A 14,485-nucleotide genomic window follows, 5' to 3' on the forward strand; every position below is an offset into this window, starting at 1 on the left:
GTAAATATATGAGCCTGAATCCAAGAGACGTGGCGATTGTCGACTTCGGTCGCACGCCGATGGGCCGCTCCAAGGGTGGCATGCACCGCAATACCCGTGCCGAAGACATGTCCGCGCACCTGATCAGCAAGGTGCTGGAACGCAACGCCAAGATCGACCCGGCCGAAGTCGAGGACGTGATCTGGGGCTGCGTCAACCAGACCCTGGAACAGGGCTGGAACATCGCGCGCATGGCGTCGCTGATGACCCAGATCCCGCACACCGCCGCCGGCCAGACCGTCAGCCGCCTGTGCGGCTCGTCGATGAGCGCCCTGCATACCGCCGCCCAGGCGATCATGACCGGCAACGGTGATGTCTTCGTGGTCGGTGGTGTCGAGCACATGGGCCACGTCAGCATGATGCACGGGGTCGACCCGAACCCGCACATGTCCCTGTACGCCGCCAAGGCCTCGGGCATGATGGGCCTGACTGCCGAGATGCTCGGCAAGATGCACGGCATCAGCCGTGAGCAACAAGACCTGTTCGGCCTGCGCTCGCACCAGCTCGCCCACAAGGCGACCGTGGAAGGCAAGTTCAAGGACGAGATCATCCCGATGCAGGGCTACGACGAGAACGGCTTCCTCAAGGTCTTCGACTACGATGAAACCATTCGCCCGGACACCACCCTGGAAAGCCTCGCGGCGCTGAAGCCTGCCTTCAACCCGAAAGGCGGCACCGTGACTGCCGGTACCTCCTCGCAGATCACCGACGGCGCTTCGTGCATGATCGTCATGTCGGCCCAGCGCGCCCAGGACCTGGGCATCCAGCCGCTGGCGGTGATCCGCTCCATGGCGGTGGCTGGCGTGGACCCGGCGATCATGGGCTACGGCCCGGTCCCTGCGACCCAGAAAGCGCTCAAGCGCGCAGGTCTGAGCATTGCCGACATCGACTTCATCGAGCTCAACGAAGCCTTCGCCGCCCAGGCCCTGCCGGTGCTGAAGGATCTGAAAGTGCTCGACAAGATGGATGAGAAGGTTAACCTGCACGGCGGCGCGATCGCCCTGGGTCACCCGTTCGGCTGCTCGGGCGCGCGTATTTCCGGTACGCTGCTCAACGTCATGAAGCAGAATGGCGGTACCCTCGGCGTTTCGACCATGTGCGTCGGCCTCGGCCAGGGCATCACCACGGTCTTCGAGCGCGTCTGATCGCGTGGTTGACCAAACCGGGGCCTGGTGCCCCGGTTTTTGTTTTTTCGGATTTTTTCAGGAGGGCCAGCGGCATGCAGATACAACCAGGCGTATACCGGCATTACAAAGGGCCTGAGTACCGTGTCTTCGGCACTGCGCGGCATTCCGAAAGCGAGGAATGGGTAGTCTTCTACCAGGCGTTGTACGGCGAATTCGGCCTGTGGGTACGGCCGTTGTCGATGTTTCTCGAGTCGGTGGAAGTTGACGGGGAGCAAGTCCCACGCTTTGCTTTGGTCGAGGCCGAAGCGACGCTGTTTTCGCGACCGGATGGCGCAGGCGGCTGAACTCCCGTGCTTGACCTCATTCTATAGCCACTATATATAGCGGTGCCGCGTCAGGTGCCTGGCGTGTTTTTTATTTCGATATTCAGGAATTTTCCGATCCATGGGCAAATCGCTGGTCATTGTGGAATCCCCGGCTAAGGCCAAGACCATCAACAAGTACCTGGGCAACCAGTACGTGGTGAAGTCGAGTATCGGCCATATCCGCGACCTGCCCACCAGCGGTTCGGCCAGTGCCACCAAGGAACCGGCCGCCAAGCGCGGCAAGGCTGCCGGTGAAGCGCCGGCGCTGTCGCCCAAGGAAAAGGCGCGCAAGCAGCTGGTTGCGCGCATGGGCGTGGATCCGGATCACGGCTGGAAGGCCAAGTACGAGATTCTCCCGGGCAAGGAGAAGGTCATCGACGAACTGCGTCGGTTGGCCAAGGATGCCGACACCATCTATCTCGCAACCGACTTGGACCGCGAAGGGGAGGCCATCGCCTGGCACCTGCGCGAAGCCATCGGTGGTGACGACAGCCGCTACAAGCGCGTGGTGTTCAACGAAATCACCAAGAAGGCCATCCAGGAAGCCTTCTCGCAACCGGGCGACCTCGATATCGACCGGGTCAATGCCCAGCAGGCGCGGCGCTTCCTCGACCGCGTGGTCGGCTACATGGTCTCGCCACTGCTCTGGGCCAAGATCGCCCGTGGCCTGTCCGCTGGCCGGGTGCAATCGGTGGCGGTGAAGCTGGTGGTCGAGCGTGAGCGCGAGATCCGCGCCTTCATTCCCGAGGAGTACTGGGAGGTCCACGCCGACCTCGGTACCGCGAAGAACGCCAAGGTGCGCTTCGAGGTTGCTCGTGAGAAGGGCGAGGCGTTCAAGCCGCTGAACGAAGCCCAGGCCATGGCGGCGCTGGACAAGCTCAAGGCCTCTTCCTACAGCGTGGCCAAGCGTGAAGACCGGCCGACCAGCTCCAAGCCTTCGGCACCGTTCATTACCTCGACCTTGCAGCAGGCGGCGAGCAACCGTCTCGGCTTCGGGGTGAAGAAGACCATGATGATGGCGCAGCGGCTGTATGAAGCCGGCTACATCACCTATATGCGTACCGACTCGACGAACCTGTCGACCGACGCCGTGGAAATGGCGCGCAGCTATATCGAGAGCGAGTTTGGCAAGAAATACCTGCCCGATGCGCCGATCGTCTATGGCAGCAAGGAAGGCGCCCAGGAGGCGCACGAAGCGATTCGCCCTTCCGACGTCAACACCCATCCGAGCAAGCTCAGTGGTATGGAGCGTGATGCCGAGCGCCTGTACGAGCTGATCTGGCGCCAGTTCCTCGCCTGCCAGATGCCACCTGCACAATACCTGTCGACCACCGTCAGCGTCGCTGCTGGTGATTTCGAGCTGCGAGCCAAAGGGCGCATCCTCAAGTTCGACGGTTATACCCGCGTGCTGCCACAACAGAGCAAGCCGGGCGAAGACGATGTCCTGCCGGAAATGAACCAGGGCGAAGTGCTCAAGCTGATCCAGCTGGATCCGAGTCAGCATTTCACCAAGCCGCCGGCGCGCTACTCCGAGGCCAGCCTGGTCAAGGAAATGGAAAAACGTGGTATCGGTCGTCCATCGACCTATGCCGCGATCATTTCCACCATCCAGGACCGCGGCTACGTGACGCTGCACAACCGCCGCTTCTATTCCGAAAAGATGGGCGACATCGTTACCGAGCGCCTGTCCGAGAGCTTCTCCAATCTGATGGACTACGGCTTCACCGCCGACATGGAGGAGAACCTCGACGACGTTGCCCAGGGCGAACGCGACTGGAAGAACGTGCTGGACGAGTTCTACGGGGACTTCAGCAAGAAGTTGCAGGCCGCGGAGTCCAGCGAGAACGGCATGCGTGCCAACCAGCCGACCCCCACCGACATTCCGTGCAAGGAATGCGGCCGGCACATGATGATCCGTACCGCCTCCACCGGCGTGTTCCTTGGCTGCTCGGGCTATAGCTTGCCGCCGAAGGAGCGCTGCAAGGCCACGGTCAACCTGGTGCCGGGCGACGAGATCGCTGCGGACGACGAGGGTGAATCGGAGTCTCGTGTGCTGCGCGGCAAGCATCGTTGCCCGATCTGTTCGACGGCGATGGACGCTTACCTGCTGGACGAAAAGCACAAGCTGCATATCTGCGGCAACAATCCGGACTGCCCTGGCTACGAGATCGAGGAGGGCAGCTACCGGATCAAGGGCTACGAAGGCCCGAGCCTGGAATGCGACAAATGCGGTAGCGAGATGCAGCTCAAGACCGGCCGATTCGGCAAGTTCTTCGGTTGCACCAATCCCGAGTGCAAGAACACCCGCAAGTTGCTCAAGAACGGCGAGGCGGCACCACCAAAGATGGACAAGGTGGATATGCCGGAGCTCAAGTGCGAGAAGGTCAACGACACCTATGTGTTGCGCGACGGCGCCTCGGGCCTGTTCCTGGCGGCCAGCCAGTTCCCGAAGAACCGCGAGACCCGGGCGCCACTGGTGCTGGAGATCATCCCGCACAAGCATGAGATCGATCCGAAGTACCACTTCCTCTGCGACGCACCGCAGAAGGATCCTGAGGGTCGCCCGGCGGTGATTCGCTACAGCCGCAAGACCAAGGAGCAGTACGTGCAGACCGAAGTGGACGGCAAGCCGACCGGCTGGCGCGCGTTCTACGACGGCAAGGCGTGGAAGGTCGAAGACAAGCGCTAAGCGCTTCGGCGGGTAATGTGGAGGCCGCGGCTGACGATGTCAGGCGCGGCCTTTTTGTTTGAATATCCCGGGCACCATGCGGATCCTGTGGGAGCGGGTTCACCCGCGATTGCAATTGTGGATTCACTCCCGCAATCGCGGGTGAACCCGCTCCCACAGGGTCCGCGTTGTATCAGATCCCAATCTCAAATACGAAAAAACTTACAGATCCTTGCACAGGACAAGGCCTTCCCCGAAACTGACAGACCCCGCCTCGCAGCCCTACCGGAGAGCGCCTCAATGGCCCAGGAACTCTACACCCGCACCAATCAGAAAATCTTCTTCGCCGGCCTGGCCCTGGAAGGCTTGGGCAAGGCGCAGGAAAGCCGGGCCATGAATGCCCAAGCGCTGGTCCAGGCCGAGCGGGAGTCGGCGCTATTCCACCTGTACGGTGCATTGCTGGGACTGTGCCATGAGATCGCCGGGTTTTATCGCCTGCCAGAGGCCAATGCGTCCCGCGCCGAGCAACTGTTGACCCCGCAGGTTCTGGAAAGCATCGCAATCCCGGAAATGGCCGAACTGGTAGAACTGGCCCAACAGCCGGAAACCTGGCTGGCGCGTTTGTTGAAAGCTTATTCCGATTTGTTCAAACCGCCGGTCGCCAATAAAGCGCCGAAAGGCGACGTCACCCAGCCGCTGATTCAGGCCGTCAACCTTGACGAGCCTTCTGTCGCGCCGCTTTCCCGGGAGGAACTGGAGGAATGGCGGCAAAACCTGAAGAAGCTGACCGTGCGTTTCCGCGAGGGTTTGAGTGAGTGCTGATTGTGACCGGCACTGTTACAATATCGCCCTTTCCTGGAGACCTCTGCTGATATGCCCACGTCCTTTCTAGAAATTGTCGAATTGCCAGACGGTCGCATCGAGCTGCGCCGTGCCGAGGACGAGGGTTCCCTGGTTACCCTGAGTTTTTCCGAAGACGCCAAGGCGTTCCTGCAGGGCCAGCATGTCGAGGTGGCGAAGGCCATGCTCAGCGTTGGCGTGCAGATGGCGGGGCGTTTGGTGGAAGGTGAGATCGAGCGTGAAGACGAAGGACCGCGCGTCCTTCATTGAGACTGGCCGGGCTTCCTCGCAATGAGGAAGCCGGATGTTCGGCGTCGTAGCGGTTAACCCAGGCGAATGTTCAGGCTCTGCGCGCTTCCGGCGTTGGCGGCACGGGTCAGTTGTTGCCGTGCTGCGCTGCCAAGTGGGGTCAGCCAGCTCACCACGGTGTGGCTGCGGCCCAGGCGCAGGGCGTCGCAGGCCAGTTGCAGGGCGCTCTGGTTGCCACGCGGTTGCAGGATCAGGATGCGCTCGCGGTTCAGCCCGGCATCACGCAGCCAGGCCTGGGTGAGGCTGGCAGGTGGTGCGATCAGTGTCAGCCAGCGTGCATCTTCTTCCTCGCTCAATTCCCGCAGGACCGGTGCCAGCAGGTTCTGGCAGTGCTCCAGCGCACCACGGAAAGACAACTCGCTGAAGACCTGCGGTTCATTGCTGGAACGCGCAGGCTTTTCCGCTTTGAGTCCAGGCAGCGCAGGCTGGGCCAGGAATGCCTCGAACAGGGGTAACTGTGCTTGCTGTGGTGTGTGGGTAAACTGCATGACGCCTCCTGGTTACCGGCGAATGACGCCGACGCTCAACCCCTCGATCACCAGGTCCTGTTCCTTCAGGTTGACCTCGATGGGGGCGAATTCGGGATTTTCCGCGATCAGCCAAACCTTGCTGCCTTCACGTTTGAAGCGCTTGACCGTGACTTCGTCACCCAGGCGGGCTACGACGATCTGCCCATTGCGTGCTTCGCGGGCGGTGTGCACGGCGAGAAGGTCGCCGTCGAAGATGCCGACGTCCTTCATGCTCATGCCATGCACGCGCAACAGATAATCGGCGCGAGGATGGAAGAACGAAGGGTTGATGGCGCAGGACTCCTCGATGTGCTGCTCCGCGAGGATGGGGGCGCCGGCGGCGACCCGGCCGATGATCGGCAGCGAGGTCTCGTCCTGTGGCGGGCGGGCTTCGAAGCCTGGAATGCGGATGCCACGGGATGCGCCCGGCGTCATCTCGATTGCACCCTTGCGTGCCAGTGCCTTGAGATGCTCTTCGGCGGCATTGGGAGACTTGAAGCCCAGCTCCTGGGCGATTTCGGCGCGGGTAGGCGGGAAGCCGTTGTCTTCCAGGCAGCGCTTGATAAAAGCCAGAATCTCAGCTTGGCGTGGCGTCAGTTTTAGCATGTCGATGGCTCTGTCTTTTTATACAGTGACTGGGATTATATACAGTAGATTGGCTGCTGCAAGCTTCAGGCTACAGGCGGTAAGAAAAAGCGGGGCGGCTGTGCTCTAATAGCGCCCTCTGACTTGACAGTCACGTGGATGAAACGTATGTTTCAAACAACTGTTTGTCAGGTAGATCATTTCATGGCCCAATCGGAAACCGTCGAACGCATTCTTGATGCTGCAGAGCAGCTGTTCGCGGAAAAAGGCTTCGCCGAAACCTCGCTGCGCCTGATCACCAGCAAGGCCGGGGTCAACCTGGCGGCGGTCAATTATCACTTCGGCTCGAAGAAAGCCTTGATCCAGGCGGTTTTCTCGCGTTTCCTGGGGCCGTTCTGCCAAAGCCTCGAACGCGAACTGGACCGGCGCCAGGCGCGCCCCGAGCACAGGCCAAGCCTCGAAGAGCTCCTTGAAATGCTCGTGGAACAGGCACTGGTGGTACAGCCGCGCAGCGGCAACGACCTGTCCATCTTCATGCGCTTGCTGGGCCTGGCCTTCAGCGAGAGCCAGGGGCACCTTCGGCGGTATCTGGAGGACATGTACGGCAAGGTCTTCCGCCGCTACATGCTGCTGGTCAACGAGGCAGCCCCGCGCATTCCCCCGATCGAGCTGTTCTGGCGCGTGCATTTCATGCTCGGTGCCGCAGCGTTCAGCATGTCCGGGATCAAGGCGTTGCGGGCGATCGCCGAAACCGATTTCGGTGTCAACACGTCCATCGAACAGGTGATGCGCCTGATGGTGCCGTTCCTCGCCGCCGGCATGCGTGCCGACAGCGGGGTCACCGACGAGGCCATGGCCGCAGCGCAACTGCGCCCGCGCAGCAAGTCGACCGGTGCGCCGGCTCCGGCCAAGGCCTGATTGCGACTGGGCGTGACGCCTGGCTTCGGCTAAGCTAGCGCCCCATGTCTACTCTCGATCTGCTGCATATTTCCCTCGCCGACCAGGCCCTGTACGGCTTCGCCCAGGGGCGCCTGGTCGTGCGCCTGCCGGTGTCCACGGCGCTCAACGGCCCGGGTGAACGCAACGGTTCGGGCTGTACGCCGCGTGGCCTGCACCAGGTGCGGGCGAAGATCGGTGCCGGCCTGCCACAAGGTGCGGTGCTGCGTGGCCGACGCTGGACCGGTGAAACCTGGAGCCCCGCGCTGCACGAGCAGTTTCCCGGCCGCGACTGGATCCTGACCCGCATTCTCTGGCTCAGCGGCTGCGAACCCGGCCGCAATCGCCTGGGGCCGGTCGATACTTTCCGCCGCTACATCTATCTGCACGGCACGCCGGACACCGAGCCCATGGGCGTGCCGTTGTCCCATGGCTGCATTCGCCTGCGCAATGTCGACCTGTTGAAGCTGTTCGACCAGGTTCCGGCGCACTGCCCGGTACGAATCGAAGAAGCCGCCTGCCCGCAGTGGGCAGGCGCGCCCCTTAACTGAAGGATCATTCATGACTGCCAGCCTGCAAGGCTCCCTGATGGTGGATATCGCCGGTACCTGGCTGACCGCCGAAGACCGCCATCTCCTGCGCCAGCCCGAAGTGGCCGGCCTGATCATCTTTGCCCGCAACATCGACAGCCCGCGCCAGGTGCGCGAGCTGACCGCGTCGATCCGCGCCGTCCGCCCGGACCTGATCCTCGCCGTGGACCAGGAAGGCGGCCGTGTCCAGCGCCTGCGCCAGGGCTTCGTGCGCCTGCCGGCAATGCGCGCCATCGCCGACAACGACAACGCCGAGTACCTCGCCGAGCAGTGCGGCTGGCTGATGGCGACCGAAGTGCTGGCGGTGGGCCTGGACCTGAGTTTCGCTCCGGTGCTGGACCTCGATCACCAGCGCAGCGCTGTGGTCGGCAGTCGCGCGTTCGAGGGCGATCCGCAACGCGCCACGGCCTTGGCCGGCGCCTTTATCCGCGGTATGAACGCGGCGGGCATGGCGGCTTGTGGCAAGCACTTCCCCGGTCACGGCTGGGCCGAGGCCGACTCCCATGTGGCCATTCCCACCGACGAGCGCAGCCTGGAGCAGATCCGTGCTGCCGACCTGGTGCCGTTCACCCGGCTCAGCGGCCAGTTGGCAGCGGTAATGCCGGCCCATGTCATCTACCCGCAGATCGACAACCAGCCCGCTGGTTTCTCCCGCCGGTGGCTGCAGGAAATCCTGCGTGGCGAGCTGGGCTTCGATGGTGTGATCTTCAGCGATGACCTGTCCATGGCCGGTGCCCACGTGGTGGGTGATGCGGCGAGCCGGATCGAGGCGGCGCTGAGCGCCGGCTGTGATATGGGGCTGGTGTGCAACGATCGCGCTGCGGCGGAGTTGGCCTTGAGTGCGGCGCAGCGGATGCAGGTCAAGCCTTCTGCGCGCATTGCGCGGATGCGCGGGCAGGGTTTTGCGCGTACCGACTACCGGCAGCAGCCGCGCTGGCTGGAGGCGCTGGGGGCGCTGAAGCAAGCGCAGCTGGTCGACTGACGACGTTGCGGTTTTTCGGTCCGCTGTTGCAAGACCTGCTAGTCGGCAGGGTGGGTAAACCAATGGTATCCGGGGTCGTCGGGATTGGCTGGCGCGCCTGGTACGGCGGTAAGGCTGTTGTCGCTGAACCTGACCATGTACATGATCAGGTTGTATCCCGAAGTCCTCAGGGCCCTTCCCTCGGCAAGCCAGCGTTCATTGGCGCAAGTCGATTCTGAAAGGCTGACGCTTTGGTAACCCGTGCCTACCCCCATACGAAGGCAAAGTGATGGTTTGGCCGCGAGCCTGAACTGGATTTTCTCGTCGTAGTAGCTCTTGTACCAGCGCTGATTGGGGTTGAACCTGTCGCATAACCAGAGCCCGACTTCAGAGCCTTCCCCGGGGTTGCCACCCAGTACGTCCACGCATTGGGTGGGTGCGCTCAGGCTGCTCAACAGCATAGGCCTGGTCATATCGTTGCCCTCGCCACTGCTTTTGCCTGGCGCGTTCTCTCGCCAGACCCGGGCCATGTCGGCAGTTGCCGGATCGCCGAGGGGGACACCGTCCGGGGCGCGCTTGGCTGGATTGGAGTACGAAAGGAACCAACTGCCCTTGCGGCACAGCAACGAGCTGTACTCTCCCGTGAAGTAACCGAAGTGGTATCCATTTCCCTCCGGGCAATGTATGCCGCCGATGTTATGGCCTATCTCATGGGCGAAGGTGCTGGTGGTGGCTACATGGGTCATGCTGAGTCGGCCATTCCGGTAGGCTATTCCATTGATGCCATTCCAGGTTCCGACGAAGCTGGCTATCAGGTCCGCTTTGGCATGGTTGGGAAAGAGACTTTCCAGCATGGCCAGGCTGGGTGAGCTTATCTCGTAATCGATCGGGGTCGTGGAAACACCGGCAAGGACCGCCTTGATATGGAGCAATCCAGTGTTTCTGAGCGCCATGTTCAAGGTCTCGATCTGTGCCTGTGCAAAAGCGGTCGGGTCACCGACCCGCTCTGCGGAGGCATGCGAGAATCCTGCAAGTATCGTCAGGACGACGGGCTGTTCGGCGTCCGCAGGGGTAGCGGGGGATTTATCCGTTCGCCGGGTCTGTTCCGCCGTCGGCTGCGGCTCCATGACGTAGTCATCCTCCCTGTCCGATTTCGGCTCTTCCTGGAACGTCTGGGAGCCATCGGCCTTACCCACGACCAGGCCGCTTCGTGCCGCGGTGTTGACCAGTGCTGTAAAGGCGCCATCGTCGCGATTGACCAGTACGATAAACCCATCGGGCTTGCCCTGCGTATCGACCAGCATGGCGCTGTTCACGCGATAGCCGGCGGCGCTGGGCTGCGCTTCCAGATGCGGTGCCTTGATATTGGCCAGAAGGGGCGAGGTGCTGGTGTCCGCATGGTTTTCCAGCAAGGCGGGCACATCCAGGAAGTGCCCCTTGACCTCCTCGGGCGTTGCAGCGAACGCTGCGTGCGCCATAACCACCATCATCGCCGCGAACGCGCAGCGGCCCAGGTTGGATATGCCCATGTTGGACTCCTGTTTCGTGAATGAACCATTCATGAGGAATACAGGTAGCCCTACTGCGGAAATAAAGAGCGTCTCTCAAGCCTGACTGTAGTGCATGTCCGAAGTCCCGGCTTCAGTCGGATCGGGCTAATGCTCAAGTGGTGCGGATGTTCTCAGCGAGCCTTCTGCTGCTCCGGCAACGGCGAGAACAACGCCTCGATATCATCCGCCGCCAGCTTCCACTGACCCGCGGCGTTCCCCTCCAGCAACCCCGCTGCCAGCGCCGCCTTTTCCTTCTGCAGTTGCTGGATCTTCTCTTCCACGGTGCCGCGGGTGATCAGTTTGTAGACGAATACCGGCTTGTCCTGGCCGATGCGATATGCGCGGTCGGTGGCCTGGTTTTCCGTGGCCGGGTTCCACCAGGGGTCGTAGTGGATCACGGTGTCGGCGGCGGTGAGGTTGAGCCCGGTGCCGCCGGCCTTGAGGCTGATCAGGAACAGGGGTGTGTCGCCATTCTGGAACTCCTGCACCGGCGTGCGCCGGTCCTTGGTGTCGCCGGTCAGCAGGCTGTAGCGGATCTTGCGTTTCTCCAGCTCTTGCTCGATCAACGCCAGCATCGAAGTGAACTGGGAGAACAGCAGGATCTTGCGCCCTTCGCTGAGCAGGTCGTCGAGCATGTCCATCAGGCTGCCCAGCTTGCCCTTGTCGGACTGCGACCCTTTCACTGTGGCATTGGCCACCAGGCGCAGGTCGCAGCAGACCTGGCGCAGCTTGAGCAAGGCTTCGAGAATCACGATCTGGCTGCGCGCCGCGCCATTGCGGGTGATTTCGGCGCGGACCTTGCTGTCCATCGCTACCCGCACGGTTTCGTAGGTGTCGCGCTGGGCGTCGCTGAGATCGACCCAGTGGATGATCTCGCTTTTCGCCGGCAACTCGGTCGCCACCTGCTCCTTGGTCCGGCGCAGCAGGAACGGGCGGATCCGCGCGGCCAGGTGGCTCATGCGTTCGCTATCGCCGTACTTCTCGATGGGCGTGCGGTAGTCGCGGGCGAAGGTCTTGCTGTCGCCCAGCCAGCCCGGCATGAGGAAGTGGAAGATCGACCAGAGTTCGCCCAGGTTGTTTTCCATGGGCGTGCCGGTCAGGCACAGGCGCTGGTCGGCTTTCAGCTCGCGGGCGGCCTGGGCGGCCTTGCTGGTGGCGTTCTTGATGTTCTGCGCTTCGTCGAGGATCAGCAGGTGCCAGTCGATCGGGGTGAAGTGCTCGAGATCGCGAGGGAGCAGGGCGTAGGTGCTGAGGACCAGGTCGTAGTCGCGCAGGTTGGCGAAATGCCGGTTGCGCCCGGCGCCATGCAGGGCGACGACCTTGAGCTGCGGAGCGAAGCGCTCGGCCTCGTCAAGCCAGTTGGGGATCAGGCTTGTCGGCATGATCGCCAGTGCCGGGCTTTCAAGGCGACCGGCGTTCTTTTCCGCGAGCACATGGCTGAGGGTCTGCAGGGTCTTGCCCAGGCCCATGTCGTCGCCGAGCAAACCACCCACCTCCAGTTCACGCAGGGTTTGCAGCCAGCTCAGGCCTTCCAGCTGGTAAGGCCGCAGTGTTGCATTCAGGCCTTGCGGCGCCTGGACTTCGGTGTACTGCGCATTCTTCAGGCGCGAGGCGAAGTCACGCAGGCGTTCGCCGCCTTGCCAGGTCAGGGAGATGTCGTCGAGGTTGCTCAGGCGCGCCGCATCCGGGGCGGACAGGCGCAGGCTGCGGCCATCGTTTTCCGTCAGGTACAGCTCGCCGAGTGTCGCCATCAGCGGTTTGATCCGCGCGTAGGGCAGGGCGACCCGTGCTGCCGTGGTGCCGTGGCGATGGCGATTGAGGTCGATCAGCAGGTGTTCGTCGTCGCCGCGCCTGGCCAGTTCGCTGCTGCGCAGCAGTTCCGGATTGCTGCGCAGCAGGTGCAGGAGGATCGGCAGCAGGCTGTGGCGTTCGCCGTTGACCACGATGCCCAGCTCCAGGTCGAACCATTGGTGCCCGCCGCCTTCCTCGATATCGGCGTACCACTCGTCCACTTCCTGCAGGTTGAAGGCGAAGTCGGCGTGGATCTCGATTTCCCAGCCAGCCTCACGCAGCGCGGGGAGGCCTTCACGGGCGAAGTCCAGCCATTGCTGGTCGGTGTCGAGCAGCAGCAGTTCGCCGGCGCTTTCCGGCAAGGCTTTGCTTTGCCGGGTGGCGACCTTGAAGCCCCAGCCATGCAGGACCTTGCGCAAGGCTTGTTCGGCCTTGGCGTCGCGCTGGATATGCTGGGTGACATTGTCGACGAAGCGGGTCAGTGGCTTGCTGCCGCTGGCACGCAGGCCGTCGTAGTTGAACGACAGTGCGGCGCGGTGTTGCAACTGTCGCTGCATGCGCCCGCTCTTCGGGGCGTAGGCGCTGAATTCGTGGCTTCCGAGGATCAGGTGGGCGACGGGCTGGATGCCGTCGAGGGTTTCTTCGCGCAGCCTGGTGGGTGTCGGCAGTTGCTTGTCCAGGGCGGCGAGGCGGTGGCTGAGCTGGGCTACCAGGGGTTCCGGTACGTCCGGTGCCAGGGTCAGCTGCTGGGCAACGTAAGGATCCAGGTTATGCCGGAGCAGGCCGGCCTGCATGATGGTGATATCGAACCAGTACAACGGTTGCAGCGGCAGGACCCGGCGCACGGGTTCATCGCCGTGATGCCACATTCCCCAGTAGTGACCGTTCTTCTGACGTACCCAACGGAACTCGGCGTCCCGGACCGGGCCCTGGGTCACCGGGCGCATGCCCTCGTCGAACATCAGGCGGCCGCTGTCCAGTGCTTGCTGGAACACCTCGCTGTCATGTTTTTCATCGAGGGGGAAGGTCATGCCCCAGAATCGTTCCTTGCGATTGAGGTGCAGGAGAATCTGCCGGTCTTGCGGGGTGACGTACCTGGGTGGCTGGAACAGCAGTTCGGGGATCGAGCGCAGGTTGGCGAACTGGATGCTCCCATTGGGTTGCCGTGTGCCTTTCCTGATCTTCAGGCAGAAGATGTCTTCATCGAAATGGATGAAGTAGTAGAGGGCACGGCCCTGGCTGTCTGGCCGCTGCTCGACGCTGCCCGGCGCGGGCTTTTCCAGTTTGTCCAGCCATGACTCCAGATCCGCGGTCAGCCTCTCACCCGAGGGTTCGAGATGATCCTGGGCGTAGTAGAGCACGGCAGCGCAGTGCTTGCAGTCGACGCCCACCGGGCAGGTGCAATCGCAATCAACCCAGTATCCATCGTCTCCACGCGGTTTTATGCCGATCACCTGCCTGTAGCGGTGATCGCCCGAGCCCTCGCAGGTGGCGTGGATCGTGTCGTTCTCGACCTTTACGATGCGGACCCGCTGCTGTCTCGCGTAACCGAGCCCGCGTTCCAGCACCCTGGCACTGAATTCGTCCTGCCAGGCGCTACTTCCGAGCAGCCGGTCGAGCATATGAGGCATGCCTTACTGCTCCATCATCTCGGGATCAGGCGCCGGGCTAGCCGGCGCTCCCACTTTGCGAATCTTCACCAGCAGCGCCAGGTGTCCGCCGTCGAGGAAGGTCAGTTCCGCGCTCTTCACGTTCTTGTTGCCCTGCTTGAACGCCTCGCTCTGTATCACTGCGCCGTTGGCGTCGAACTGGTTGACCCAGAAGTTTGCCTCGACGCTGATGAACCGCGCTTCGCCCAGACTCAGGTTGCCTTCGATGGGGAAGTGGCCGAACTGCTCCTGGCCGTCACTGATGGCGACCTTCGACACGCCACTGCCAACGCTCTGCTGCCAGGCCTTGTGCGCCAGCACGGTGTACTGGCTGTTGGCGGCGAGCGCGGCCACTTCCTTGTCGAGAATCGGCTGGCGCACATCGTACTGCGCGATCGGTGCGGCGCCGTCGCTCCAGTTTTCCGGAGCGAACTGGCTGGTGATGGCCGGTACCGCGTTCTGTCGCACCAGGATCATTTCCACCAGGTACTGGGTGTCGGCGAAGGCCGCCGGCGCGACCAGCGCCAGCAGCAGGGTGAGGTTGCGAATGGCACGCATGGATCTTC

Annotated in this window: 13 protein-coding genes; 8 read left to right on the forward strand and 5 right to left on the reverse strand. The window is 62.6% G+C overall.

Translation table 11 applies throughout. The features are described 5' to 3' along the window. The first annotated feature begins 8 nt into the window (after nucleotides 1-8). The 5 genes from fadA (at nucleotide 9) to ACPFMA_RS08885 (ending at nucleotide 5,309) form a co-directional block, all read left to right on the forward strand. Complete coding sequence (fadA, locus tag ACPFMA_RS08865) at nucleotides 9-1,184, forward strand: acetyl-CoA C-acyltransferase FadA (RefSeq protein WP_425930001.1); 1,176 nt, start codon at nucleotides 9-11, stop codon at nucleotides 1,182-1,184. Nucleotides 1,185-1,258: 74 nt separating this feature from the next. Further along, a complete protein-coding gene (locus ACPFMA_RS08870) occupies nucleotides 1,259-1,510 on the forward strand; it encodes a DUF1653 domain-containing protein (RefSeq protein ID WP_009404614.1) in 252 nt (83 codons plus the stop codon). A 100-nt stretch (nucleotides 1,511-1,610) separates the two neighbouring features. Then, entirely contained in the window at nucleotides 1,611-4,220 is a 2,610-nt protein-coding gene (topA, locus tag ACPFMA_RS08875) for a type I DNA topoisomerase (protein ID WP_425930002.1), read from the forward strand. A gap of 279 nt (nucleotides 4,221-4,499) precedes the next feature. Next, a complete protein-coding gene (locus ACPFMA_RS08880; protein ID WP_425930584.1) occupies nucleotides 4,500-5,021 on the forward strand; it encodes a DUF6586 family protein in 522 nt (173 codons plus the stop codon). A gap of 51 nt (nucleotides 5,022-5,072) precedes the next feature. Further along, nucleotides 5,073-5,309, forward strand: a complete 237-nt coding sequence (locus ACPFMA_RS08885) for a hypothetical protein (protein WP_009404620.1) — start codon at nucleotides 5,073-5,075, stop codon at nucleotides 5,307-5,309. A 53-nt stretch (nucleotides 5,310-5,362) separates the two neighbouring features. Here ACPFMA_RS08885 and sulA read toward each other — a convergent pair whose 3' ends face one another. Together sulA and lexA are read right to left on the reverse strand one after the other, a co-directional pair. After that, nucleotides 5,363-5,836 carry an SOS-induced cell division inhibitor SulA gene (gene sulA, locus ACPFMA_RS08890; protein WP_064303188.1) on the reverse strand — a complete coding sequence of 158 codons (474 nt, stop codon included), beginning with the start codon at nucleotides 5,834-5,836 and terminating at the stop codon, nucleotides 5,363-5,365. Nucleotides 5,837-5,848: 12 nt separating this feature from the next. Next, nucleotides 5,849-6,463: a transcriptional repressor LexA gene (gene lexA / locus ACPFMA_RS08895; RefSeq protein WP_064303187.1), complete on the reverse strand. Its 615-nt coding sequence runs from the start codon at nucleotides 6,461-6,463 to the stop codon at nucleotides 5,849-5,851. A gap of 183 nt (nucleotides 6,464-6,646) precedes the next feature. On the opposite strand from lexA, the gene ACPFMA_RS08900 reads away from it, so the two are divergent. From ACPFMA_RS08900 to nagZ, 3 genes are read left to right on the forward strand one after another with little or no spacing between them, the layout of a single operon-like run. After that, nucleotides 6,647-7,360 (forward strand): TetR/AcrR family transcriptional regulator, encoded by a 714-nt coding sequence (locus ACPFMA_RS08900; RefSeq protein ID WP_420059226.1) that lies wholly within the window; start codon nucleotides 6,647-6,649, stop codon nucleotides 7,358-7,360. Nucleotides 7,361-7,404: 44 nt separating this feature from the next. Beyond that, on the forward strand, nucleotides 7,405-7,929 hold the full coding sequence (locus ACPFMA_RS08905; RefSeq protein ID WP_420059227.1) for a L,D-transpeptidase family protein: 525 nt from the start codon (nucleotides 7,405-7,407) through the stop codon (nucleotides 7,927-7,929). Nucleotides 7,930-7,951: 22 nt separating this feature from the next. Continuing rightward, nucleotides 7,952-8,950 carry a beta-N-acetylhexosaminidase gene (gene nagZ, locus ACPFMA_RS08910; RefSeq protein WP_420059264.1) on the forward strand — a complete coding sequence of 333 codons (999 nt, stop codon included), beginning with the start codon at nucleotides 7,952-7,954 and terminating at the stop codon, nucleotides 8,948-8,950. Between the two features lie 38 nt (nucleotides 8,951-8,988). On the opposite strand, the gene ACPFMA_RS08915 is transcribed toward nagZ, so the two are convergent. From ACPFMA_RS08915 to ACPFMA_RS08925, 3 genes are all read right to left on the reverse strand, one after another. Beyond that, complete coding sequence (locus ACPFMA_RS08915; protein WP_420059228.1) at nucleotides 8,989-10,458, reverse strand: hypothetical protein; 1,470 nt, start codon at nucleotides 10,456-10,458, stop codon at nucleotides 8,989-8,991. 152 nt (nucleotides 10,459-10,610) lie between these two features. Beyond that, nucleotides 10,611-13,892 (reverse strand): SNF2-related protein, encoded by a 3,282-nt coding sequence (locus tag ACPFMA_RS08920; protein ID WP_425930585.1) that lies wholly within the window; start codon nucleotides 13,890-13,892, stop codon nucleotides 10,611-10,613. Nucleotides 13,893-13,904: 12 nt separating this feature from the next. Next, entirely contained in the window at nucleotides 13,905-14,477 is a 573-nt protein-coding gene (locus tag ACPFMA_RS08925) for a CsiV family protein (RefSeq protein ID WP_279899196.1), read from the reverse strand. Nucleotides 14,478-14,485 lie beyond the last annotated feature (8 nt).

Source organism: Pseudomonas sp. NyZ201 (assembly GCF_049860765.1).
Taxonomy (GTDB): domain Bacteria; phylum Pseudomonadota; class Gammaproteobacteria; order Pseudomonadales; family Pseudomonadaceae; genus Aquipseudomonas; species Aquipseudomonas bharatica.